At 48.7% G+C, this 23,256-nt stretch carries 21 protein-coding genes and 1 pseudogene; 11 read left to right on the top strand and 11 right to left on the bottom strand.

Translation table 11 applies throughout. The features are described from left to right. Positions 1–520: 520 nt before the first annotated feature. Together ACM67B_RS07210 and ACM67B_RS07205 are read right to left on the bottom strand one after the other, a co-directional pair. Positions 521–1,198, bottom strand: a complete 678-nt coding sequence (locus ACM67B_RS07210) for a 16S rRNA pseudouridine(516) synthase (protein ID WP_416190542.1) — start codon at positions 1,196–1,198, stop codon at positions 521–523. A 144-nt stretch (positions 1,199–1,342) separates the two neighbouring features. Beyond that, on the bottom strand, positions 1,343–1,819 hold the full coding sequence (locus ACM67B_RS07205) for a hypothetical protein (protein ID WP_100563580.1): 477 nt from the start codon (positions 1,817–1,819) through the stop codon (positions 1,343–1,345). Positions 1,820–2,154: 335 nt separating this feature from the next. Here ACM67B_RS07205 and dnaQ point away from each other — a divergent pair, with 335 nt between their 5' ends. The 9 genes and pseudogenes from dnaQ (at position 2,155) to hemE (ending at position 10,675) form a co-directional block, all read left to right on the top strand. Beyond that, on the top strand, positions 2,155–2,880 hold the full coding sequence (gene dnaQ, locus ACM67B_RS07200) for a DNA polymerase III subunit epsilon (RefSeq protein ID WP_416189063.1): 726 nt from the start codon (positions 2,155–2,157) through the stop codon (positions 2,878–2,880). After that, entirely contained in the window at positions 2,877–3,554 is a 678-nt protein-coding gene (gene ispD / locus ACM67B_RS07195; RefSeq protein ID WP_416190541.1) for a 2-C-methyl-D-erythritol 4-phosphate cytidylyltransferase, read from the top strand. Before dnaQ ends, ispD begins: the two co-directional genes overlap by 4 nt. 211 nt (positions 3,555–3,765) lie before the next feature. Then, positions 3,766–4,254, top strand: coding sequence for a 2-C-methyl-D-erythritol 2,4-cyclodiphosphate synthase (gene ispF, locus ACM67B_RS07190; RefSeq protein WP_416189062.1), 489 nt, complete (start codon positions 3,766–3,768; stop codon positions 4,252–4,254). A gap of 96 nt (positions 4,255–4,350) precedes the next feature. Next, positions 4,351–5,022 (top strand): ribose-5-phosphate isomerase RpiA, encoded by a 672-nt coding sequence (gene rpiA, locus ACM67B_RS07185; RefSeq protein WP_416189061.1) that lies wholly within the window; start codon positions 4,351–4,353, stop codon positions 5,020–5,022. Positions 5,023–5,242: 220 nt separating this feature from the next. Continuing rightward, positions 5,243–5,911 carry a thermonuclease family protein gene (locus ACM67B_RS07180; RefSeq protein ID WP_416189060.1) on the top strand — a complete coding sequence of 223 codons (669 nt, stop codon included), beginning with the start codon at positions 5,243–5,245 and terminating at the stop codon, positions 5,909–5,911. A 136-nt stretch (positions 5,912–6,047) separates the two neighbouring features. Beyond that, positions 6,048–6,767 (top strand): annotated as a pseudogene (locus ACM67B_RS07175) (uroporphyrinogen-III synthase); the annotation flags it as partial. Positions 6,768–6,944: 177 nt separating this feature from the next. After that, positions 6,945–8,231, top strand: coding sequence for a uroporphyrinogen-III C-methyltransferase (locus ACM67B_RS07170; protein ID WP_416190540.1), 1,287 nt, complete (start codon positions 6,945–6,947; stop codon positions 8,229–8,231). Beyond that, positions 8,228–9,451 (top strand): heme biosynthesis HemY N-terminal domain-containing protein, encoded by a 1,224-nt coding sequence (locus tag ACM67B_RS07165; protein ID WP_416189059.1) that lies wholly within the window; start codon positions 8,228–8,230, stop codon positions 9,449–9,451. The genes ACM67B_RS07170 and ACM67B_RS07165 overlap by 4 nt, the downstream gene beginning before the upstream one ends. Positions 9,452–9,613: 162 nt before the next feature. Next, positions 9,614–10,675: a uroporphyrinogen decarboxylase gene (hemE, locus tag ACM67B_RS07160; RefSeq protein WP_416189058.1), complete on the top strand. Its 1,062-nt coding sequence runs from the start codon at positions 9,614–9,616 to the stop codon at positions 10,673–10,675. Positions 10,676–10,791: 116 nt separating this feature from the next. On the opposite strand, the gene ACM67B_RS07155 is transcribed toward hemE, so the two are convergent. Beyond that, positions 10,792–11,970 carry an RNA-guided endonuclease InsQ/TnpB family protein gene (locus tag ACM67B_RS07155; RefSeq protein ID WP_416189057.1) on the bottom strand — a complete coding sequence of 393 codons (1,179 nt, stop codon included), beginning with the start codon at positions 11,968–11,970 and terminating at the stop codon, positions 10,792–10,794. 44 nt (positions 11,971–12,014) lie between these two features. Here ACM67B_RS07155 and tnpA point away from each other — a divergent pair, with 44 nt between their 5' ends. After that, positions 12,015–12,431, top strand: a complete 417-nt coding sequence (tnpA, locus tag ACM67B_RS07150; protein ID WP_416189056.1) for an IS200/IS605 family transposase — start codon at positions 12,015–12,017, stop codon at positions 12,429–12,431. A 138-nt stretch (positions 12,432–12,569) separates the two neighbouring features. Here tnpA and ACM67B_RS07145 read toward each other — a convergent pair whose 3' ends face one another. Both ACM67B_RS07145 and cysI read right to left on the bottom strand, forming a co-directional pair. Next, entirely contained in the window at positions 12,570–13,529 is a 960-nt protein-coding gene (locus tag ACM67B_RS07145) for an IS30 family transposase (RefSeq protein ID WP_416189055.1), read from the bottom strand. 114 nt (positions 13,530–13,643) lie between these two features. Continuing rightward, entirely contained in the window at positions 13,644–15,407 is a 1,764-nt protein-coding gene (cysI, locus tag ACM67B_RS07140) for an assimilatory sulfite reductase (NADPH) hemoprotein subunit (RefSeq protein WP_416189054.1), read from the bottom strand. Between the two features lie 206 nt (positions 15,408–15,613). On the opposite strand from cysI, the gene ACM67B_RS07135 reads away from it, so the two are divergent. Then, a complete protein-coding gene (locus tag ACM67B_RS07135; RefSeq protein WP_416190539.1) occupies positions 15,614–16,174 on the top strand; it encodes an opacity family porin in 561 nt (186 codons plus the stop codon). 65 nt (positions 16,175–16,239) lie between these two features. Here ACM67B_RS07135 and ACM67B_RS07130 read toward each other — a convergent pair whose 3' ends face one another. From ACM67B_RS07130 to gshB, 6 genes are all read right to left on the bottom strand, one after another. After that, a complete protein-coding gene (locus tag ACM67B_RS07130) occupies positions 16,240–17,874 on the bottom strand; it encodes a CTP synthase (RefSeq protein ID WP_416189053.1) in 1,635 nt (544 codons plus the stop codon). 296 nt (positions 17,875–18,170) lie between these two features. Next, positions 18,171–19,844 (bottom strand): AMP-binding protein, encoded by a 1,674-nt coding sequence (locus ACM67B_RS07125; protein WP_416189052.1) that lies wholly within the window; start codon positions 19,842–19,844, stop codon positions 18,171–18,173. 136 nt (positions 19,845–19,980) lie between these two features. Continuing rightward, positions 19,981–21,081 carry a tRNA 2-thiouridine(34) synthase MnmA gene (gene mnmA, locus ACM67B_RS07120; protein WP_416189051.1) on the bottom strand — a complete coding sequence of 367 codons (1,101 nt, stop codon included), beginning with the start codon at positions 21,079–21,081 and terminating at the stop codon, positions 19,981–19,983. 133 nt (positions 21,082–21,214) lie between these two features. Continuing rightward, on the bottom strand, positions 21,215–21,688 hold the full coding sequence (locus ACM67B_RS07115; RefSeq protein WP_416189050.1) for a copper chaperone PCu(A)C: 474 nt from the start codon (positions 21,686–21,688) through the stop codon (positions 21,215–21,217). 84 nt (positions 21,689–21,772) lie between these two features. After that, a complete protein-coding gene (locus tag ACM67B_RS07110) occupies positions 21,773–22,177 on the bottom strand; it encodes a diacylglycerol kinase (RefSeq protein WP_416189049.1) in 405 nt (134 codons plus the stop codon). An 84-nt stretch (positions 22,178–22,261) separates the two neighbouring features. Then, on the bottom strand, positions 22,262–23,218 hold the full coding sequence (gene gshB / locus ACM67B_RS07105; protein ID WP_416189048.1) for a glutathione synthase: 957 nt from the start codon (positions 23,216–23,218) through the stop codon (positions 22,262–22,264). Between the last annotated feature and the right edge of the window lie 38 nt (positions 23,219–23,256).

Here is a 23,256-nt window from a genome sequence, read left to right as displayed (position 1 = left end):
TTTCGTTATGTTTTAAGGGGTACACGCTTTGTGTCTTGTGTGAAACCATCGTAACCAAATGGTTGGGGAAATGCAAGTGTGGGAAATAAATGCGTTTTCAAATGATGATTTTATCTCATTGTTCTTTATTTGAATATTTAAAATGCATTAAATTCTATTTACTTAAACAGTTAAATTTTAAAGAAAACAGACAAAATTATGTTTTGGGCAAAAATGAATAATGAAGGAGAGTTAAGGGGGAAAGAAGGTTAATAATAGAGTTGCTTCAAATAATTTAGGGATAAAAAAGACCATCTATACAAGGGGAAAAGTATAGATGGCCAAACACATTACGGGGAAAACGTCTTACTCACGTACTTACTCCTTGCGAAGCAAGTATTACTCAGACGAATAAATTATATAATAGTTCGAAAAAATTTGTGTTAATTTTTGTTAATTGCAAGATAATTTAAATAACTCTCTGATTTTATTTCATTTAAAATCATAATGATTCTTGTTGTAAAAAGGATGCGATAGGAATTTAGAGAAACTTCCATTCTCCGGGGGCTAAATTTTGTGTGTCCCAGTCGCCGAATTGATCGCGATGCAAGTGTTCGACGCGGTTGCCGGCAGCAGCCACCATGCGTTTGACTTGATGGTATTTGCCTTCGGTAATAGTCATGATCAGCGTATTGGCATCTTCCAAATAAGCTTCGGCTGCGCGGACAGTTTCGTTGCCGTTATGCAGTAAAACGCCGTTTTTCAAGGTTTCACACAAGCTTTTATCAGCGGCGTGTTTGAGTGTTACGCGGTAAATTTTCGCCACTTTATGCTTGGGTGAGGTCACGCGATGGTTGAACTGGCCGTCGTTGGTAATCAGCAAAACGCCTGTGGTGTCGGCATCCAAGCGGCCAACTGCCTGCATATCGATATTGCGCATGTGGTCGGGAAACAGGCTGAATACGCTCGGGTATTGCTGCGGTTTGTGCGAGGTTTCGTAATCGGCAGGTTTGTTGAGCAGAATATAGAAGTGGGGCATGGGCACGACTACAACGTCATCGCCGTCAATACTGAGCGTGTTGACATCGGCAGGCTCAATGGTGCTTTTGGCGTTGTTCCAAATGTCGCCGTTAATCACGACGTAATCGTTGTCGATCAGCCATTGGCACTGCTTGCGGCTGCCAAGGCCCTGTGATTGCAGGTATTTGAGAAGTTGCATAATAGTATATGGAATCAAGGTTCAGATGGCCTATTTTACTGTAATTTAGGCCGTCTGAAAGGTCTCAGGATGTGGACAACAAAAAAATCGCCCCTTTAAAATAATTAAGGGGCGCAAAAGGAACACAAACCACTACCAAAACTGTTACAGGGCAAATTCTCCTAATTTATGTGTTGCCGGATAAAGTGCTTTCATCAAATCATGCGGTGAGAGCGATAAATCTTTGCTGCCTGTGGTCAGGCGGCCTTGTTGTGGGGTAAGCTCCAATAGGCAGGTGGGGGCTGCTTGGGTGTGCTTACCTTTGCTGCGTTCCAAGCGGCGCTGTAGGGCGCTGCTGACGCGCTGGTATAAATTGTCTTTCTGTTTCACTTCGCGGGTGTGGGCAACCCAACTTAACCGCGCTTGTGAAACTTCGTCTTCAATCAGCAAAATACCGGTATCAGATGGATTTTCAGACGGCATACACGGTAATCCAACATAATATCGACCATCTAAAGTCACATACACTGCGTCGTGTATTTCACAATCGCCGCAGCCTTGTGTGGCCAAAAGCGAGCGGATGGTGTGTTGGTGCAGTCTCAGAATGTCGAGAGAGACTTGCTTAAAAATACTTTCCGGCATGTGCTTCTCCTTTCTTTCTGTGTGTTGCGTTGTGTGTTTCGATGAGTTGAATTATACGGATTTCTCTCTAATTTGCAAATGATAATTGTTATTATTATTTAATAATAAGATAAGATTTTGATTTTTATTAAAATTAATTTGAGATAAATTTTCAAAACTTGAGTAATTTAGTCGGGAAATGGTGAAAATCAGCTTTTGCGGTATGTTTGAGTTGCCGTCTAGAAGAGTTTAGTCGGCCTGGGTGTTTAGGCGCATGAACATCCGACTAAACTTTTGCAAGCTATACTTTCATGCATTGATTTAGTATGATTCGGGCAACAAAAAAAGGACAGTACATGAGCAAACGCCAGATTATATTCGACACCGAAACCACCGGTTTTCTCGATGACCCGACTAACCGCATGATTGAGTTTGCCGGTGTTGAGATGATCAACCGCCAATTGACCGGCAATTACCTGCATCTTTATATCCATCCCGAACGCGATATTCCGGAAGATGCGGTTAAGGTGCATGGTTTGACATTGGAAGTGTTGGAAGAGAAAAACGCGCCGGTTTTTGCGGCGGTAGGAAATCAGATTGCCGATTTTATCCGCGATGCCGAAATCATTGCCCACAATGCGCCGTTTGACGAAGGGTTCTTAAACCGCGAATTTTCTAAAATCGGTTTGCCCAATGTGCGCGAGCTCGGCTGCCAAGTGACCGACACCTTGGCAATGGCACGTGAAATGTTCCCCGGCCAGAAAAACAGCTTGGATGTATTGTGTAACCGTTTTTCCGTTGACCGCAGTAAGCGTGTGTTGCACGGCGCATTGATCGACTGCGAATTATTGGCCGATGTGTATCTGGCCATGACTCGCCAGCAGTTTGACTTGATGGGCGGCACAAACGAAGAAAACGGCGAGGGGCAAGCGCAGGTAAATCTGGTGCAAACCACACGCAATGGCCGCTTGAAAGTGGTGTGTGCCGATGAAAGCGAATTGGCCGAGCATGAACAATATTTAGATGCGCTGGGCGATGAATGCGTTTGGCGCAAACCGGCAACGGTGGAGCAGCAGGCATGAAACGCAATATCGCTTTGATTCCGGCCGCCGGTATCGGCGCACGTTTTGGGGCGGGCAAGCCCAAGCAATATGTGGAAATCAACGGTAAAACCGTGTTGCAGCACACCGTCGATATTTTTCAGCAGCATGAGCAGATTGATTTTATTGCCGTTATCGTGTCGCCGGAAGACCATATTTTTCAGACGGCCTCGGATAAAGTCGGCATTTTTAAGGTGGGCGGGGAAACGCGTGCCGAAACCGTGCGCAACGGTGTGGAAGTTTTATTAAAACAAGGTTTGGCAGCAGAAACCGACAATATTTTGGTGCACGATGCCGCACGTTGCTGTCTGCCTGCCGAAGCCTTGAGCCGCTTGATTGAAGCAGCAGCCAATGCCGAACAAGGCGGAATTTTGGCCGTACCGGTAGCGGATACTTTGAAGCGCGCGGGTGAAGACAGCCAAATCACGGCAACTGTTTCGCGCACCAGATTATGGCAGGCGCAAACGCCGCAGCTTTTTCAGACGGCCTTATTACACCGCGCTTTGTCTGCCGATGATTTAAGCAGCGTGACCGATGAAGCGTCGGCGGTAGAAATGCTGGGCGTGCAGCCTTTGCTGGTGTTGGGCGATACACGCAATTTAAAGCTGACCTTGCCACAAGACGAATTTATTGTGCGCTTATTGCTCGCTAATTAAATATGAGGCCGTCTGAACAATTTGTTTCAGACGGCCTGAGACCTTTGCAAAATCCCTATCTTTGGCACATTTCTTCGTTGTGCGCTGCTCGAAAGCTTGCCTATCTAAGTGATATGTCTGCGCTGCTACAACTTTGAACTGCGCTCAAATCTAGGGTTTTGCAAAGGTCTTGGCCTGAAACATGAAACCAATTCACAATAGGAAAGAAAACATGAATATCCGTATCGGACAAGGTTATGACGTTCACCAACTGGTCGAGGGGCGTGATTTGATTCTCGGCGGTGTGAAGATTCCGTTTGAAAAAGGTTTGCTCGGCCATTCCGATGCCGATGCTTTGTTGCACGCGATTACTGATGCGGTATTGGGGGCAGCAGCGTTGGGCGACATCGGCAAGCTGTTTCCCGACACAGCGGCAGAAAACAAAGATGCCGACAGCCGATTTTTGCTGCGTGAAGCCTATAAAGTGGTGCAGGCGCAGGGGTGGCAAGTGGTGAATGTGGACAGCACCATCATCGCCCAGCAGCCGAAACTGCGCCCGCACATCGATGCCATGCGCGCGAATATTGCCGAAGATTTGGGCATTGATATGGCCTGTGTCAACGTGAAGGGCAAAACCAACGAAAAGCTCGGCTATCTCGGCCGCATGGAAGCGATTGAAGCGCAGGCGGCGGTGTTGTTGGCGCGTATCGGCAGCGAATAATCTGTCATGACGGTTTGCCGTCTCGATGTTAAAATTAAAGTGAGCAGTTTGTAAAAGGCTCAACATTCATCCACCATCATTTATAAGGGAGCAATCATGGCGACACAAGACGAATTGAAGCGAATTGCAGCGGAAAAAGCGGTTGAATTTGTGCCGGAAAACGAATACATCGGCATCGGCACCGGCTCGACCATCAATCTCTTTATCGAAGCTTTGGGTAAGAGCGGTAAAAAAATCAAAGGCGCGGTATCGACTTCGAAAAAATCCAGCGAATTGTTGGCGCAATACGGCATTCCCGAATTGTCGCTCAATGATGTGCATCATTTGGCGGTGTATATTGATGGTGCCGACGAAGTGAACCACATGCTGCAAATGATTAAAGGCGGCGGTGCGGCGCATTTGAACGAAAAAATCGTGGCCAGCGCGGCGGATAAATTTATCTGTATTGCCGATGAGAGTAAATACGTTTCACGCTTGGGTAAATTCCCGCTGCCGGTGGAAGTGATTCCGAATGCCCGTTCATTGGTATCGCGCAAACTGTTGGCCATGGGCGGCCAGCCTGAATTGCGTCTTGGCGTGACCACGTTTCACGGCAACCAAATCGTTGACGTGCATGGTTTAAATATCGACCGTCCGGTAACGCGTGAAGACGAAATCAACCAAATCGTCGGCGTAGTGGAAAACGGTATTTTTGGCCGCAATGCCGCAGATGTGTTGGTATTGGGTACGGCAGGAGGTGCCAAAGTGATTTATCCGGGTCAGGATTAAACCCGAATCGTGAGGTTGAGACCTTTGCAAAACCCCAGATTTGAGTACAGTTCGAAGTTAGAGCAGCACAGAAAGCGAAGACATATCATAAAAGGCTAAGCTTTCGAGCAGCGCATAACGAAGAAATGTGCCAAAGATGGGGATTTTGCAAAGGTCTCAGGCCGTCTGAAAAGTGTCAATATTTTCAGACGGCCTTTACGATAGATAATGGAATAACAAGATGTTGAAATGGTTGGCCATTGTGGCCGCAGTGGCCGGTGGCTTAGGGTATAGCAGCGATAAAATCGACTGGTTGAAAGTCGGTGGCGAAGTTGTCGAGCGTGTCAAACAGGGTAGTAATTGGAAAAGTGTGCTGCCCGATTTGTATGAATTGGCCGGCATCGAGCAAGCAGACAAGCAGAAGCAAAGCCAACAGAAAAATTACACCGGCCGCATCACGCGCATTTCCGATGGCGACACCATCCACGTCACCGATGCCAACGGTCGCAAACACAAAATCCGCATGGCGCATATCGATGCGCCGGAAATGAACCAAGCCTACGGCACCCGTTCGCGCGACCAATTAAAAGCGGTGGCGGATAATGCCAAAGTCAAAGTGAAAGTGTTCGAGCTGGACCGCTACGGGCGCGAAGTGGCGCAAGTGTTTAAAGGCAATACCGATTTGAACCTGATGATGGTACGCGAAGGCGCAGCGTGGCATTATGAATATTACGCCAAGAAGCAGCAAAACAAACTAGCGTTTACAGAATACGCCGCCGCGCAAAAGCAGGCCAAGCGTGACCGCAAAGGCTTGTGGCGGGCAAAAAATCCGCAAGCGCCGTGGGATTTTCGCAAGCAGCAAAATGCTGAGAAAAATCAAAGCACCAATACCAAATGGTTTGGCTGGTAGTTTTCAGACGGCCTTTTTATTTGATTTTAAACAGGCCGTCTGAACACCAACACTTGCGAAATCGGCAATAAATCGGTATGTTGGATTTGATTCTTTTCTCACGATTCCCCCAGATTCTAAGAAAGGCCGTCTGAATATGTCCACCTTATTAATCGTGCGCCCCGAGGCGCGGGCGCAACAAGACATTGCCGTATGCCGTCAATTGGGTTGGGATGCGGTTGCGTTCAGCCCCATCGAAATCGAACCCGATGAAACCGCTTTGGCTGGCTTGGCGGAAGTGTTCCAACAATGCGACGCCGTGTTTTGGGTCAGCCCTACCGCCATTGAAATTGCCGCGCCGCATGTTGATTTTTCAGACGGCATGAAAGTGCAGATTACCGTTGGTGAAGCCAGCCGCCGAACGTTAAGCCGTTTTACCCAGCATGAAATTTTCAGCCCGACCGACGGCAACGACAGCGAAGCCGTGTTGCGGCTGCCGATTTGGCAAAACCTGCCGCAAAATGCCAAAATTTTAGTGATTCGTGGGCATGGCGGACGCGATTTTCTCATCGAAAATTTGCGCAAACAAGGCTTTGGTGTGGCAGTGGCCGAAGTGTATTTCAGACGTCCTAAAGAATTGAATTGGCAAGATTTCCCCGAAGAAAATGTGCAAGCGGCATACATCACTTCTGCCGAAAGCGTAAAAGCCTTATTTGAACAAGTGCCGCCGGCATTGGCGCAACGCTTCAAAACCTTGCTATACTTGACCCATCATGAGCGTGTGGCCGATGCTTTACGGCAGGCCGGCGCGCAAAATATCCAATTGGTCGCCGCACTCGATGCTGCGGCTTTATCCCATGTCTCAAACGGAGCCGATATGAGCCAAACCGAAGACAAGCAACCCGAAATCAATCAAAATAACGACGAGCGCGTGATTGCGGTCAATGCAGAAGGCAAAGCCATGCCGTCTGAAAAAGCCGAGTCAGAAAGCGTACCGGCCGAACCGAAGCCGACCGCCGCAGAGGTGGCTGAATCTCGAAATACAGGAAACACTATGTCAGACAATAAAAATACACCGAAAAACGAGTCATCTTCCCAAACTCCTGCGCCGGTGGTGATTCAGCAATCATCCGGCAAAGGTTTGGCTGTTGGTGCGCTGGTGCTGGCTTTACTGGGCTTGGGTGCGAGCGGTTTCTTGTTTGTTCAAGGTCAGAATGTGTTGAGAAATCAAGAGTTGGCCTTTACCCAAAAAATTGACAAGGCTGCATTGGGTGAATCTGAAAATGCTTCTTTGCTGAAAGACAACATCAACCGCCAAACCGCCATTCAAGCCGAAATCGAGCGTTTGGCCAATGCGCAAAAAGCCAACAGCGACCAAATCGAATTGAATCAAAAAGCCTATCAGGAATTGGTGAAAGGCCGTGTCAATTGGCTGGTGGACGAAGCAGAAAGCATGCTGAATCTGGCTGCGCAGCAATTGATGCTGTCGGGTAATGTGCCGGGTGCGGTGGGTGTGTTGGAACACGTCAACAGCCGCTTGAGCCGTTTCGACCAGCCTGAATTGTTGCCGATTAAACAAGCCATCAGCAACGATTTGGCCGAGTTAAGAAATCGACCTTATGTTGATGTTTCCGGTACCGCTTTGCGTATCGACCGCTTGGAAACCGCTGTGGCTGGTTTGTCATTAGTGGTGGATGGTACGCTGAAACCGGGTGCGGTAGAGCAGGTTCAAGAAAATCCACAGCTTTCATGGTGGGAAAATGCATGGGAAAAATCGCTGGGCGCATTGAAAGGCTTGGTAGAAGTGCGCAATTTGGAGAGCAACGATTCGATGTTGTTGTCGCCGGAGCAGATTTATTTCGTGCGTGAAAACTTACGCCTGCGCCTTTTGGATGCCCGCACTGCCTTGCTGCAACACAATGGTGAAGTGTATCAAAGCGATTTGAACAATGTCGAAGCCACCGTGAAACAGTATTTTGACAATAAATCACCGGCTACCCAATCATGGCTGAAAGAATTGGCCGAATTGAAAGCCTTGGATATTCGCATGACCAGCGGTGATGCGCTGAAAAACAGCTTGGCTGCCGTACGTGCTTATCAAGATGGCAGCCGTGCGCAAGCCGCAGTAGCTGCTGTACCGGCGGAAACTGAAGCTTCTGAGTCGAAAGCCGCTTCCGAAGCTGCTGAAGCGCAAGCATCCGCCCCTGTTGCCGCAATGCCTGAAGCGCCTGAGTTGCCGTCTGAAAACAAAGCATCGCAGCCGCAAACACCGGCCGCACCTGCTGCCAAACCTGAAGCCACTCAAGAAGCACCGGCACAAGCGAAAGGGGAACAGGCATGAAAAGCGTCATTTGGATTGTGATTTTATTTGCCGCTGCGGTGGGCTTGGCACTTGTCTCGGGTATTTACACCGGTAACGTGTATGTCGTAGTTGAGCAGACCATGCTGCGCATCAATCTGCATGCCTTTATTCTGGGCTTGATTGCGGTGGTTGTGGTGTTGTATTTGTTGGTGAAATTCTTGGCCAGCGTGTTGAATGTGCCGAGCCGCTTGCAACGCTTCGGCGTAGCACGCAAAGGCAATCAAGCCGTGCATGCTTTGAATAGCGCAGGTTTGGCGTTTTTTGAAGGCCGCTTTGAAAAAGCCGAATTGGAAGCGGCCAAAGTATTGACCAACAAAGAAGCGGGCGACAACCGTACCTTGGCTTTGATGTTGGGCGCACACGCCGCCGACCAGATGGATAATTTAGACTTGCGCGACCGATATTTGAAAGACATTGAATTGCTGCCAAAAAAACAGCAGTTGTCGCGCTACCTGCTGCTGGCGGAATCGGCATTAAGCCGCCGCGATTATCCGGCTGCCGAAGAAAACCTGAATGCCGCCGCACAAATCAACCCAAACCTGACCCGCTTGGTCCGCTTGCAATTGCGTTATGCGTTTGACCACGGTAATGCATTGGAAGTGTTGAATAAAGCGGAAAAACTGGTGAAAGCCGGTGCAATTAACGATTATGAGGCCGAACAATACCAAACTTGGGCATACCGTCGGCTGTTGGCATTGGCTTCCGACCAAAACGGCTTGAAAGCCTGCTTGAAACGCATTCCGGATAATTTAAAAGCCGGTGAAATGTGTATCGAAATTGCGCAGAAATACGAGCGTTTGGGCTTGTATGAGCAAGCGGTGAAATGGGTCAACCAATATTATCCGCAAACGCAGCAAGTCGAATTGCTGGAGCCTTTTGTTGAAAGCGTGCGCTATTTGAGCGACCGTGAGCAACAAAAAGCCATCGACACGGCCGATTCTTGGTTGAAAGCACGCCCGGATAATGCGCAATTGCTGATGTATTTGGGTCAATTGGCTTACGGTAAACAGCTGTGGGGCAAGGCGCAAGGCTATTTGGAAGCTAGCTTGGCGATTAAACCGAGCTTGAGCGCGCATTTGGCGCTGGCACGTGTGTTCGACGAAACCAACCAATCGCAAAAAGCTGATGCCCAGCGTAAGCTGGTGTTGGAAAGCGTGGTGGAAGAGGAAGAACCGGTTGCCTTGATGGCCAAAGTTTAAGCGCATTCACTTAAAGGCCGTCTGAAACGTTTCCATGCATGTGAAACCTGTTCAGACGGCCTTTTTATGTTTACAATACGTTCATCATGCGTGATAACTCAATACGCGTATTTCATTGATCCCGGCCGCCTGTTCAGACGGCCTTAAATTCAGAAAGCTGTCATGATTCCATTGCAAAACGATACTTTTCTCCGTGCTCTTTTAAAGCAACCTGTTGAATACACACCGATTTGGATGATGCGCCAAGCCGGACGCTATCTGCCGGAATACAAAGCCACGCGCGCACAGGCAGGCAGTTTTTTGGATTTGTGTAAAAACACCGAGCTGGCCACTGAAGTGACTATTCAGCCTTTGGAGCGTTTTGATTTGGACGCGGCGATTTTGTTTTCCGACATTCTGACTGTGCCGGATGCCATGGGCTTGGGGCTGTATTTTGCCGAAGGTGAAGGGCCAAAATTTGAGCGCCCGTTGCAGCATGAAGCCGACATCGCCAAATTGGAAGTGCCGGATATGGCTAAATTGCAATATGTGTTTGACGCGGTTACTTCCATCCGCACTGCCTTAAACGGCCGCGTTCCGTTGATTGGCTTCTCCGGCAGCCCGTTCACGCTGGCTTGCTATATGGTTGAAGGCGGCAGCAGCAAGGAATTTCGCACCATCAAAACCATGATGTATTCGCGCCCTGATTTGCTGCACAAAATTTTGGCCACCAATGCTCAAGCAGTGACGGCTTATCTGAATGCGCAAATCGAGGCCGGTGCGCAGGCGGTGCAGATTTTTGATACTTGGGGCGGCGTGTTGAGCGATGCTGCGTTTGAAGAATTCAGCCTGCAATACATGCAGCAGATTGTCGCCGGTTTGAAACGCGAAAGCGAAGGCCGTCAAGTGCCGGTGATTGTATTTGCCAAAGGCGGCGGCTTATTGCTGGAGAAGATGGCGGCCATCGGCGCCGATGCGCTGGGCTTGGATTGGACTTGCAACATTGGTGAAGCGCGCCGTCGTGTGGGCGACAAAGTGGCGCTGCAAGGCAACTTTGATCCGTTTGCTTTGTTCGGCACACCGGAAAGCATCCGCACTGAAGTGGCACGCATCCTCGGCGATTACGGCCAAGGCAGCGGCCATGTGTTTAATCTCGGTCATGGTATTAATCAACATGCCAATCCGGAACACGCCAAAATCTTGGTTGATACCGTGCATGAATTGTCACGCCAATATCACAAATAATTGAAGATTATTGACATCCTCCCCCTGCATGAATGCAGGGGATTCCTACTGTGGTTAGCGATGTTCTGCTCACTCACTTCGGTGGGTTCGTGCTGCTGACAACCTTACTGCATTGTTCACTTCACACGCGCTACGGACAAGTCCTGCCCTGAAACTGATTTCGCTGCCAGTATTTCCTGACCGCGTTTCAATACATTGATTGCGCCGACAATATCGGCATTGTTTTGATAGCCACATTCCACACACTTAAAGTTAGCTTGTGTTTGTCGGTTATCTTTGGACGTATGATTACAAGCAGGGCAACAACGGCTGGTATTTTGTGGTGGAACGGCAATCAGATGTCCGCCATTCCACAACAGTTTGTAATCCAACTGTCGTCGAAACTCAAACCAAGACTGGTCTAAAATTGCCCGATTTAAGCCCGATTTTTGCTTCACGTTTTTGCCATGCTTTTCGGCGCTACCTTTGGCAGATTTGGACATATTCGCCACTTGCAAATCTTCCACAAATACAATCGCGTGGTTTTGGCTGATTTCACTTGTGATTTGATGCAAGTGGTTTTTACGAATATTGGCGATTTTGTGATGCAGCTTTGAAATTTTGAGTTTGAGTTTCTGCCAATTTTTACTGAATTTCGTTTTGTTTTTGAAACGTTTTTGTAACTTGGCTAACTTACCTTTTAGCATTTTGAATGCAGCGATTGGTTTAAAAAATTGACCGTCCGACAAAGTTGCAAAACGAGCAACACCCATATCAATGCCAATTTCTCCGCCTTTGGGCATAGGGATTTCAGTTTCACATTCAGTTTGAATAGAAACGTACCATTTACCACATTTTTGGCTAACCGTTACGTTTTTCAGGCAGCCTGAAACATTGCGGCTGTTGCGATAGCGTACCCAACCGATTTTCGGAAAATAGATACGGCTGTTTTGCTGTTCTAATTTGCAGCCTTGCGGAAAGCGGAAACTGTCTTTTTCGCCCTTACGTTTGAATTTGGGAAACTCTGCACGTTTGGCAAAGAAGTTTTTGAAACTGGCTTCCAAGTCTTTTAAACTTTGTTGCAAAACTTGGCTGTGGCAGTCTTTGAGCCAGTCTAATTCTCGTTTCCATTCAGGCAGCAAGTTTGCGATTTTGGTGTAACTGAATTTAAACGAATTATCTTGTTGATACTGTTCATTTTGATACGCCAAAGCCCGATTGAAAACAAATCGGCTGCAACCGCAAAATTGTTTCATTTTGCGGATTGCTGCGCCATTGGGTATGAGTTCAAATTTAAAGGCTTTGAGTATTTGCATGATTTCATAGATAATGGAATTTTTGTTTATTTTACACTTGGTCTATGGAAAAAGAAACTGACTTAAGACGCGGTAGACACGTTGTTTTTAACTTGCACGTTCATTTAGTCTTTATGGCTAAATATCGCCGAAAGGTATTCACAAAAGAAGTTTTAGATGATATGCGCGGTATTTTTGAAAGTGTCTGCACAGACTTTGAAGCGCAATTGGTGGAATTTGACGGAGAGAATGACCATGTCCATTTACTGGTAAATTATCCACCCAAAGTATCTATTTCAAAACTCGTGAACAGTTTGAAAGGTGTGTCTAGTCGTATGATTAGGAAAAAAAATTACCCCAGTATTCGTGAGAAACTTTGGGGTGGGGCGTTGTGGTCGCCGTCTTATTTTGCTGGTAGTTGCGGCGGTGCGCCGATTTCTATTATTCGGCAGTATATTGAGCAACAAAATACGCCTGACTGAAATATTAGTGGTTTTAGGACACTGCTTCGCAGTCCGTGCCTTATATCTCCGCCGTGAACGGCGAAGTTTTACGGCACTGTCTGATAAAAAGCCGTCTGAACTTCAGACGGCCTTACATTCGCATTTCAAGTGCAACGCTCAAATGCCATTGGCAAGGGCTGCTGAAAACAGATCACCCGGTGTCTCATAGTCTAATGTCTTTCTCGGTCGGCGGTTAAGGGCCTCCTCAACCGCTTTAATCTTTTTAGCACCCAGTTTCCTAAAATCCGTCCCTTTGGGGAAGTATTGTCTGATCAGCCCGTTGGTATTTTCCACCAAGCCTTTTTCCCAAGAATGGTATGGACGGCAGAAGTAAGTTTCCGCACCCAGGGCTTTGACAAAGGTTTTATGTCGGTAAAACTCTTTACCGTTATCCAAAGTAATCGTTTGAATGATATCTTTAAACGGCTTCAATGCCCGAATCACTACCCGGGCTACATCTTCTGCTTTGAAATTGCTGATTTTGCGGATAACGACAAATTTGGTTTTTCTTTCAACAGCAACCACCAGTCCGCTTTTTTGGTCTTTACCGACAATGGTGTCCATCTCGAAATCGCCGACCCGCTCTTTTTGATCGACAATGGCAGGTCTGTGTTCAATGTCGGTTCTGTCCGGTACGCTGCCTTTTGTCCATGCACCGCTGCCGTATTTTCTGCGGTAGGGTTTGGAAACGATACGCAGATGGGTGTACAGGTCGCCGCCGTTTTGACGGTCTTTGGCGAGATAGCGGTAAAGGGTGCTGTGGTGCAGTTTGATGTGTTGATGTTTCAGCAGGTAGCCGCAGACTTGTTCGGGGCTGTATTTTTGGGTAATCAGTTTGTTAACAGTCTGTTTGACGGCAGTAGTCAGTTTGGTTGGCTTTTTGTTTTTCTTTTTAACTTCGCTTTGCTGTTGTGTTTTTCGGTAACAGTAGGTTCCGTTGACGGAATGCCGTCTGATTTCCCGACTGACGGTGGCGGGATGACAACCGATGTTCTGTGCGATTTGGTTTAGGGGTAGGTTGCGGTAATGTCTGGAAATGTAGTATCTTTGGTGTGAGGTCAGTTGTGTGTAGGCCATATTGCAATCTTTCTTGTCAGGAAAGGCAGTATACTACCGCATACTGGCCTTTTCTGTTATTGGAAATTGCACTTGTTAGGCGAATGTAAGGGCTTTTTATTGCTATATTCTGGGTTATGCCCAGAAATCGCGTGGCGCATCGATTACCGGTTTCACAATACCGCTGCGTACGGCAAAGTCGCCGAAACCTTCATTAGCTTCGCGGCCTTGCGCCCATGCGCCGACCCATTGGTTGATGATGTCTAAAATTTCCGGCTCGGTGATGTTTTCTTTAAACAGGCGCGGAATCCGGGTGCCTTCGCGGTTGCCGCCAGTGTAAAGGTTGTAGCGGCCGACTGCTTTGCCGACTAAGCCGATTTCAGCCAACATGGCGCGGCCGCAGCCGTTCGGGCAGCCGGTTACGCGCAAAACGATGTGCTCTTGCGATAACTCATGACGGGCAAGAATCTCATCGATTTTGTCGGAAAAGCTTGGCAGGAAGCGTTCGGCTTCGGCCATCGCCAGCGGGCAGGTTGGCAAGGATACGCAGGCCATGCTGTTTTCACGTTGCGGCGTGACGCTGTCGCTGATTAAGCCATGTTCGCGGGCGATTTTTTCGATGGCATCTTTTTCAGACGGCCTCACGTCGGCCACAATCAGGTTTTGGTTGGCGGTGAGACGGAAGTCGCCGGTGTGGATTTTGGCGATTTCGCGCATACCAGTTTTCAGCGGACGGCCCGGATAGTCGAGCAGACGACCGTTTTCGATAAACAGGGTCAAGTGCCAGTTGCCTTCTTCGCCTTGCACCCAGCCGATGCGGTCGCCGCGTGAAGTGAATTCATAAGGGCGCAAAGGCTCAAATTTCGCGCCCATGCGGTTTTCCACTTCTTCGATAAAGGTTTGCAAACCGACGCGCTCGAGGGTGTAGCGGGTTTTGGCGTTTTTGCGGTCGCTGCGGTTGCCCCAGTCGCGCTGCACAGAAACCACGGCAGCGGCGCAATCCAATACTTTATCCAAACCGATAAAGCCGAATTCGCGCGCGGTGTTGGGGTAGGTTTTGGTGTTGCCGTGTTCCATCGACAAGCCGCCGCCGACCAAGACATTGAAGCCGACCAGTTTGCCGTTTTCTTCGATGGCGACAAAGTTCAAGTCGTTGGCGTGCAGGTCCACATCGTTGTGCGGCGGAATCACCACAGTGGTTTTGAATTTGCGCGGCAGGTAGTTTTTACCCAAAACCGGCTCGGTGGCATCGCCACTTTTCACGGAATCGGCTAAAGGTGCGGTGACTAAGTCTTCGGTAGAATGCAATTTTTCACCGTCCAGCCAGATTTCGGCATAGGCACGGGTTTTCGGCAGCAAATGCTCGCTGATTTTTTTGGCCCATTCGTAGGCTTCTTTGTGTAAACCGCTTTCGACAGGGTTGCTGGTACACAAAACATTGCGGTTCACGTCACCTGCGGTGGCGATGGAATCCAAGCCCAATTCGTTGAGCCATTGGTGCATCGGTTTGATGTTGTCTTTCAACACGCCATGAAATTGGAAGGTTTGGCGGTTGGTCAGGCGGATGGAGCCGTAGAGCGTGCTTTCACCGGCAAATTTATCAATACCCAACCATTGCTCGGGCTTGATGATGCCGCCCGGCAAACGGCAGCGCAGCATCACGTTTTTCAGCGGCTCAAGTTTTTGATCGGCACGCTCGGCGCGGATGTCGCGGTCATCTTGCTCATACATGCCGTGGAAACGGATGAGTTGGAAATTGTCGCCGTTGAAACCGCCGGTCATGCCATCTTTTAAATCATCGGCAATGGTGCCGCGCAAGTGTTGGCTTTGGTCTTTTAAGCGTTCGTTGTCAGCTAAAGGGGCATCGGGTAGTTTGGCGCGTGGGTCGGTGGTGGTCATGGTGGCTCCTAGGCTCATTTTGATATGGTCGTTACTTTACCTAGGCCGTCTGAAAATGGGAAAGAATGCTTGGTTGTATGATAAGTGCTTTTGGTTATATTCTTTTTATGCACAAAGCAACGATGTCCTTTACAGTGCCATTACACATGATTACAATGTTTCTGCCATATGCAATAGTGCTGTGGCTTATTGGGAGAGTAAGTATGATGAAGAAAATGTCTTTAATCGTTGCCGCTGTGTTGATATCAGCTCATGTCGTGGCTGCACCGGGTGTGTATGTGCAAGGCGATGTGGGTGTGGCTAAAGTGAAAATCAAAAACGACGCTTCGGATTCTAAAAGCGGCTTTAGCCCACGCGTAACTGTGGGTTACGATTTGGGTAACAATGTGCGTGTTGGTGTGGATTATACCCACTACAAAAATTATAGCTATGACTTACCGGAAGGCAGCGGCAAAGCCAAATTCCAAAGCGTAGGTGTATCGGCGATTTATGATTTTGATATGTACCAACCGGTGAAACCTTATGTGGGTGCACGCTTGGGTATCAACCGCGTTTCAGATGATTGGACTGAAGAAGGCATCGGTTATAAAGAAACAGGTTCTTACCGCAAAACCCGTACCGGCGCAGGTGTATTGGCTGGTGTGAGCTATGATGTGGCTCAAAATGTTGCCTTAGATGCCGGTTATCGTTATAACTACTGGGGTAAATTTGATGATATTAAAGTTCACTCTCACGAGGCTTCTGTTGGCGTGCGCGTGAAATTTTAATTGAATTGCATTTAGCAACCAATAAAAAAGCACCTGATATTCAGGTGCTTTTTTATATGCAAGGCTTAGGCTGATTTATTGGTTAACGCAGCTTTCACAAAAGCGTTAAATAACGGATGACCTTGGCGTGGATTGGACGTAAATTCCGGATGGAATTGACATGCGAAGAACCAAGGGTGGTTTGGCAATTCGATGGTTTCCACCAAGCGCTCGCGACCCATTGATACGCCGCCGATAACCAAACCGGCTTCTTCCAATGCCGGAACGAAGTTGTTGTTGACTTCGTAGCGGTGGCGGTGGCGCTCGCGGATTTCTTCGCTGCCGTAGATTTTAGCGGCCAAGCTGCCCGGTTTGAGTTCGACATTCTGTGCGCCCAAACGCATGGTGCCGCCTAAGTCGGCATTTTCATCACGCACTTCCACGCTGCCGTCGGCGGTTTGCCATTCGTCAATCAGAGCAACCACAGGCGATGCGCATTTCAGGTTGAATTCGGTTGAGTTGGCATCCGGTAAGCCGGCCACATCACGCGCATACTCAATCAAAGCAATTTGCATGCCTAAGCAAATGCCCAAGTAAGGTACGTTGTTTTCTCGTGCGTAACGTACCGCCGCGATTTTGCCTTCCACACCGCGCACGCCGAAGCCGCCCGGTACCAAAATGGCATCCATTTCTTTCAAAGCTGAAACATCGCCGCCGTTTTTCTCGATTTCTTCGCTATCGAAGTAGGTGATTTGCACGTCGGTTTCGGTATGGATGCCGGCGTGGCGTAAGGCTTCAATCAGCGATTTGTAGGATTCGGTCAAATCTACATATTTGCCGACCATGCCGATTTTGGCGATGTGCTTCGGGTTTTTAATGGCGTGAACGATTTTCTTCCATTCGGTCAGATCCGCTTGCTGCACATTTAATTGCAGCTGCTCGGTAATGATAGTGTCGATGCCTTGGTTGTGCAGCATTTCCGGACATTCGTAGATGCTGTCGACATCGTAGCTGCCGACAATCGCACGCTCTTCTACGTTACAGAACAAGGCGATTTTGCGACGCTCGTCTTCCGGCATAGGGCGATCCATGCGGCAAATCAAAATATCCGGCTGAATGCCGATACCCAACATTTCTTTTACGGTATGCTGGGTTGGTTTGGTTTTGATTTCACCGGCCGCGGCAATGTAAGGCACATAGCTTAAGTGGGCGAACAAGGTATTGTTGCGGCCGAGCTGGCTGCGCATTTGGCGAATGGCTTCAAGAAACGGCAGCGATTCGATGTCGCCGACGGTGCCGCCGATTTCGACGATGGCCACGTCGTAGCCTGCTGCGCCTTCGTGGATGCGGCGTTTGATTTCGTCGGTGATGTGCGGAATCACTTGCACGGTGCCGCCCAAGTAGTCGCCGCGGCGCTCTTTGGCAATCACGTTTTCATAGACTTGACCTGCGCTGAAGCTGTTGCGGCGGGTGAGCGTGGCGTTGATGAAACGCTCGTAGTGGCCTAAGTCAAGGTCGGTTTCCGCGCCGTCGTCGGTGACAAACACTTCGCCGTGTTGGAACGGGCTCATCGTACCCGGATCGACGTTGATATACGGGTCGAGTTTGAGCATGGTGACGTTGAGGCCGCGCGATTCGAGAATGGTCGCAATAGAAGCGGCGGCGATACCTTTTCCTAAGGAAGATACAACGCCGCCGGTGACGAATATAAATTTAGTCATGATGAAATACCCATGTTGGAATACGTGATTTTACCCTGAAGCCGCCGTACTGGCAAACGTGGGAAAGCAAAAATAAAACAGGCCGAGGCCTTTGCAAAATCCCCATCTTTGGTACAGTTCGAAGTTATAGCAGCGCAGAAAACGCAGATATATCACGAAGATAGGCAAGATTTCGAGCAGCGCATAACGGAGAAATGTGCCAAAGATGGGGATTTTGAAAAGGCCTCGTGCCGTCTGAAAAACACACATTCTTTTCAGACGGCCTACTGGAGATGAAGTCAACCCCATTCAACTGCTTATTTTTTCAATACTTCATCACGTAATTCACGGCGCAGGATTTTGCCGACATTAGATTTCGGCAATTCGTCGCGGAATTCGATGTCTTTCGGTACTTTGTAAGCAGTCAGTTCGGTGCGGCAAAATTCGATCAATTCTTCTTTGGTGAGCGAATCGTCTTTTTTTACCACAAACACTTTTAAGGCTTCGCCGGTTTTTTCATTCGGCACACCGATACAGGCCACTTCCAAAACCTTATCGTGATGGGCAACCACTTCTTCGATTTCGTTTGGATAAACGTTGAAGCCGGAAACCACGATTAAGTCTTTTTTGCGGTCAACCAGTTTAAACCAGCCTTTTTCATCCATGACGGCAATGTCACCAGTTTCAATAAAGCCTTTGTCATCCATCGCTTTGGCGGTTTCTTCTGGGCGGTTCCAATAGCCTTGCATCACTTGCGGGCCGCGTACCCACATTTCACCCGGTTGGCCTTGCGGCACCAGTTTGCCGTGACCATCGCGCAATTCGACTTCGGTAGAAGAAACAGGCAAGCCGATGCCGCCGCTGTAAGCTTCAATATTCAATGGATTGCAACATACGCCCGGGCTGCATTCGGTCAGGCCGTAGGCCTCGACAATCGGTGTGCCGGTGATTTTTTTCCATTTTTCCGCCACGGCTCGTTGCGTGGCCATGCCGCCGCCTAAAGTCAGCTTCAGGTTGGAAAAATCGATTTCGGCAAATTCAGGGCGGTTTACCAAACCGTTGAATAAGGTGTTTACGCCGACAAACACGCTGATGCGGTCTTTTTTCATGTCGCCGATAAAGCCTTTCATGTCGCGCGGGTTGGTAATCAAAATGATTTTGGAACCGGCATTCGAGAAAATCATCAGGTTCACGGTGAGCGCAAAAATGTGGTAAAGCGGCAGCGCAGCGATGACCACTTCTTCGCCTTCTCGCAGCAGATTTTTAATCCATTCTGAAGCCTGCATCATGTTGGCACAAATATTGCCATGGCTGAGCATGGCGCCTTTGGCCACGCCGGTGGTGCCGCCGGTGTATTGCAGCAGGGCGGTATCGTCGCGGTTTAGTTCAACCGGATTGAAGGCGTGCGCCGCGCCTTGTTTTAAGGCCGTCTGAAAGGTAATCGTGTTGGCAATGCGGTATTCGGGCACCATTTTTTTCACTTTGCGTAAAACAAAGTTTATCAGGCTGCCTTTAATGACGCCGAACATCTCACCAACAGAAGCGATAATCACGTTTTTGATGTCGGTACGTGGCAGCACTAATTCCAGCGTATTGGCAAAATTTTCTAACACAATAATGGTGGTCGCGCCGCTGTCTTTGAGCTGGTGTTCCAGTTCGCGCGGGGTGTAGAGCGGGTTGGTGTTCACCACTACCAAACCGGCCTGTAAAATGCCGAACAGCGCCACTGGATATTGCAGCAGATTGGGCATCATGATGGCCACGCGTTCGCCGCGTTGCAGCTTTAATACGTTTTGCAGGTAAGAGGCAAAATCAGTGGCGAGCTTGGCTGTTTCGTTGTAGCTGAGCGATTTGCCCATGTTTTGAAACGCCGGTTTGTCGCCGAATTTGGCGACGCTTTTTTGGAATACATCAATAATGGATTGGTAACGGGTGATGTCGATTTCATGCGCCACGCCCGTTTCATAACTTTGTAACCAAGGTTTTTCCATGGATAATCAGTCTCTTGTAGTAGTAATAAGATGGAGGAAAACCATTGATATGGTTTAGATGAAAAGATTATAACAGCCTAAGCGGATTGAATACAGAAAGGCCGTCTGAAATGTTCAGACGGCCTGAGACTTTCGTTTATTTGATGATAACCGGTTTATCGGTCGACATAATAATACCGCCGCCTAAGCACACATCGCCCTCGTAAAGCACGGCAGATTGACCGGGGGTGACCGCCCATTGCGGTTCATCAAACACTAATTCGATGGTGTCATCGTCGAGATAGCGCAATTCGCAGGCGGCATCGGCCATGCGGTAACGGGTTTTGCAGGTGTAGCGGCCGGGTTGCGGGCGCTCGGGCAAGGTAAAGCTCAAATCGTTCATGATTAGGCTGTTGGTGTAAAGCAGCGGATGCTCGTGGCCTTGTACCACGATTAATTCGTTTTTGCCTAAATCTTTAGCAGCAACAAACCACGGCTCGCCCGCGCCGCCGATGCCTAAACCTTTGCGCTGGCCTAAGGTGTAAAACATCAAGCCGACATGTTCGCCGACTACTTTGCCTTCTGGGGTGACCATTTTACCGTTGTTGGTCGGCAGGTATTTTTGCAGAAATTCGCGAAACGGGCGCTCGCCGATAAAGCAGATGCCGGTGCTGTCTTTTTTTGCAGCGGTCGGTAGCTCGAATTCAGTAGCCAAACGGCGCACTTCAGGCTTTTCCAAGTCGCCTAAAGGGAAGATGGCGCGCTCGAGTTGAAGCGGTTTTAAGCGGTACAGGAAATAGCTTTGGTCTTTGTTTTGGTCGAGGCCTTTGAGCAGGTAATGCACGCCGTTGCGCACTTCTTTGCGTGCGTAGTGGCCGGTAGCAATGGTGTCTGCGCCTTGTTCGATGGCGTAATCCAAGAAGCACTTGAATTTGATTTCGGCATTACACAATACATCGGGATTCGGCGTGCGGCCGGCGCTGTATTCTTTTAAAAAATAGGCGAACACATTGTCTTTGTATTGTTCGGCAAAATTCACAATATCGATGTCGATGCCGACAATATCGGCCACGGCAATGGCATCGAATGAATCTTGCTTGATGCTGCAATATTCGTCGTTGTCGTCATCTTCCCAGTTTTGCATAAATACGCCGTTGACGTTGTGGCCTTGTTTTTTCAACAAAGCAGCAGTCACAGACGAATCGACGCCGCCGGAGAGGCCGACGATGATGTTTTGTGGGGTGTGTTGAGTATTCATGCGGGTAGATATGGGGGAGAAACGGAAAATTTAAAGCGGAATTATAGCATATTTAGTAGTCTTAATAATATGGAAAGGCCGTCTGAAAACCATGGTTTCAGACGGCCTGTTTTCATTATCAGCGTATGACAAACTAGTGTTTGTGTGCGCCTTCGCCGTGGTTGTGTTTGTGTGCGGCAGGCATAGGAGCAGTTTTCACCGGCACATTAATGGTTTGCGCTTTTTCGTTTTTGAATTTAAGCGTTACTGGAATGGTTTCGCCATCTTTCAAGGCGCGTTTCAAACCCATAAACATGATGTGGTAGCTGCCCGGTTTCAATTCGGTATTGGCTTTGCTCGGTAATGGCACGCCGCCTTTAACTTCGCGCATACGCATCACGCCGTTGTCGTTGATGTGGGTATGCACTTCAACACGATCGGCCACTTCGCTGCTGCCGCCGATTAAGAAATCTTGTTTGGCATTGTCGTTGTGGATGGTCATGAATGCACCGCTCATGTGCATGCCTTCTACGGTGGCGCGCGCCCACGCATCTTTTACATGAATGCCTGCGGCTGAAGCAGAAGTTGCCAAACCGGCGATAATTAAGGTTGCCAAAAGTTTTTTCATGTCACATTCCTTGGTGAATGATGGTAATAGAATAATGTTACAGGAAAAGGCCGTCTGAAGACTTGATATGGGTTAAAACACAGGTTAAAACAGGTTAAACCCATATTCACGCCACAGCGACATCAGCCAAACCAGCGCCAGCAGGGTTAAGGCCAATAGCTGGGCGGCCGAGCCGGCATCTTTGGCACGCTTGGCCAACTCGTGTTTTTCGGTGGAAGTATGGTCAACCGCGGCTTCAATGGCGGTGTTGAACAATTCGGTAATCAAGGAAATAAACGAAGCCATAATCAGCAAAATGCGTGTGGTAGGGCCGAAGTTGAGCAAAAAGGCGATGATAATCAAAATGGCGTTGAGCAACACCAATTGCCGGAACGCGCTTTCAAAGCGGTAAGCGGCTTTCAGGCCGTCTTTGGAATAGCCGAACGCATTAATGATGCGCTGTAGGCCGGTTTTGCCTTTTTTGGCGGCGGCGTAAGAGTCGTTTTTCATGGTGATAGGAATTATTGGCTAGTAAGTAAGATAAATAGGCCGTCTGAAAAGGGGAAAATGCTTTCAGACGGCCTTGATGATTATTTAAGCTTTCGACCAAGATTCAACCGCATCGGCAAACATGGCTGCTACATCAAAGCCTTTTTGCTTCATGATTTCTTGGAAACCGGTCGGGCTGGTCACGTTGACTTCGGTCAGGTTGCTGCCAATCACATCCAAACCGGCCAGCAAGATGCCGCGGCGTTTGAGTTCTGGGGCAAGGGTTTCGGCGATTTCGCGGTCTTTTGCGCTCAATTCTTGTGCCACACCACGACCACCGGCAGCCAAGTTGCCGCGTGTTTCGCCGTTTTGTGGAATGCGTGCCAAGGCATAAGGCACGACTTCGCCGCCGATAATCAGAATGCGCTTGTCGCCATCGACGATTTCAGGAATGTAGCGTTGCGCCATGATGGTGCGTGAGTCTAGTTGCATTAAGGTTTCCAAAATGCTGCCGATGTTGGGGTCTTGCTCGGTTAAGCGGAAAATCCCCATGCCGCCCATGCCGTCGAGCGGTTTGACAATAATGTCGCCGTGTTCTTGCAAAAAGGCGCGTACGTCTGCCGAGCGGGTAGTCACCAAGGTTAGGGCGGTGAACTGGCTGAAATTTAAAATCGCCAGCTTCTCATTGAAATCGCGCATGGCTTGGCCGCTGTTGAATACTTTCGCCCCTTGTTCTGCCGCTAAAGTTAAAAATTGAGTGGCATACAGGTATTGCATGTCAAACGGCGGGTCGGTGCGCATAATCACAGCATCAAAATCTTTTAAGGCCGTCTGAACTTTATCGCCGTTTTGAAACCAAGCATGGTCGTGATCGTCTTTCGCACCCAAAAATTTAAACGGTGTCGCTTGTGCTACGACCAAACCTTGTTGCACCGACAATTCGCTGCTTAAGGTATGAGCAAGCTGCCAGCCGCGTTTGGCCATTTCGCGTATCATGGCGTAGGTGGTGTCTTTGTAGGTTTTGAAAGTGGCCATCGGGTCGGCGATAAACAGAACGTTCATGGGGATTCCTTGAGATGAGATAGTGCATCGTACATGTA

Source organism: Neisseria sp. CCUG17229, from assembly GCF_047839235.1.
Taxonomy (GTDB): Bacteria; Pseudomonadota; Gammaproteobacteria; order Burkholderiales; family Neisseriaceae; genus Neisseria; species Neisseria brasiliensis.
This window is presented reverse-complemented; position numbering and strand designations above follow the sequence as displayed.